At 73.3% G+C, this 1,512-nt stretch carries 1 protein-coding gene; it reads right to left on the minus strand.

The window, feature by feature from the left end; translation table 11 throughout:
* Positions 1 to 1,512: N,N-dimethylformamidase beta subunit family domain-containing protein (locus KN815_RS49050; protein WP_308403718.1), on the minus strand; the 1,512-nt coding region annotated here is incomplete at both ends.

Genomic DNA, 1,512 nt, shown 5'->3' on the forward strand with positions numbered 1-1,512 from the left:
CCCGGTCCCGGGCCCGGTCCGCGCCCCGGTCCCGTACACCGCGCGGACATTGTCCGCCGGCCGTGGCTTGTCCCTCCCGGCGCGCCCCGCCGCGAAGGCGCGCAGCAGATTCTCCGTGGTGCGGGTGACGAAGGCCCTGGTGCGTGCGTCCATCCCGTGATCGCGCCCGTTTTCATGGGTCCCCGCCATCAGGGCCTCCACCCAGCGCATCGTCCCCGAGGCGAAGACCCCCGCCCCGCTCGCCACGGTGTAGTACGCGGAGTCCGAGTGGCTGTGCCGCCCCCGGCAGACCAGGGGGGAGTGGGCGATGATCCGCAGCGGCGCCGGGGTGGGATAGCCCGGGGTGACCCGGTCGTACTCCACACCCACCAGATGGTGGAAGGAGTCGCCGTCGTCCACCCCGGTCCCGGCGAACAGCCAGTGGCCGCTGTCCAGGACGACGTACGGGGCGTCGGTCGGGTAGCCCTCGTAGAGGACGCCGGTCAGCGAGGACTCGGGATCGGGCGCGGGGGGCTGCCGGAAGTCGGTGGTCGCCAGGTCGCGACGGTTCACCAGGTACGGGTCGTCCCGGTAGGCGGTCTTGTAGCAGACCACGGTGCGCGCGGGGGCACCGCCGGGGCCGGGCTCCAGCCGGATCCGGCGGAAGCAGGTATTGGCGCCGAGGAAGGCCAGATTGGTGCCGTCGTCCCGGGCCCGCGTCACGTACCGCCGCTGCTGCGGGGTCCAGTACTCGTCGTGACCGAGCGACAGGGCGCTCGATGCGCCCTTCAGCACGGCCGGTCGCAGATGGACGTCCACGCCCGTGGTGTACGCGAGCGGAAGGCCCAGCCGTTCGGCGAGGACCACCATGGCCCGCTCGTAGACCAGGAACTTCTCCGCCCCGCTTTTCGCGTACGGCCGGTCGAAGCTGACGGCCAGCGAGCGGCTCCCGTACGAACCGTCCCGGCCCTGGTAGAGGCTGTAGCCGCCCCAGGTGTTGTACGCCTGCCAGGTGGCCGGTGCGTGCATCAGCAGCGTCCGGCCCCGCGCCTGCCGTGAGCGCACGATCAGCGGCACATAGCGCTGATGGCCGTTCGAGGCGTCCAGCCGCAGCAGATACGCGCCCTCGGGCCAGTTCCGGGCGCGTATGCGCAGTGAACGGTCCCAGTCGGCCCGCACCGTGCGGGTGGCGTCGAGGAACAGGGGCGCGCCTTGCCTTCTGCCGTCCACCCGGCCCGACCGCCACACCAGCCGCGCCTGCGCCCCGCCGTACCAGCCGATCCGGTAGGCCGATACGCGGAAGGCGGGGGCGGTGGTCGACACGTAGAGGCCGACCTCCTCGTCGGGCAGCACGCTCACCCGGTCGGTGTAGCCCTCGATGGCGTCGGGCGGCCCCGTCGAGCGGATGCGCCAGTCGGCACTGCCCGGCCGGGTCCGTTCCGCCTCCTCCGCCCGGCGCGCGGCGTCGGCGCGACGGGAGGGGCGGGCGCGTTGGCCATCGCGTCCGGAGGAGTCGCAGCCCGTCGCGGCCAC

It is taken from the genome of Streptomyces niphimycinicus, from assembly GCF_018883605.1.
Lineage (GTDB): Bacteria > Actinomycetota > Actinomycetes > Streptomycetales > Streptomycetaceae > Streptomyces > Streptomyces niphimycinicus.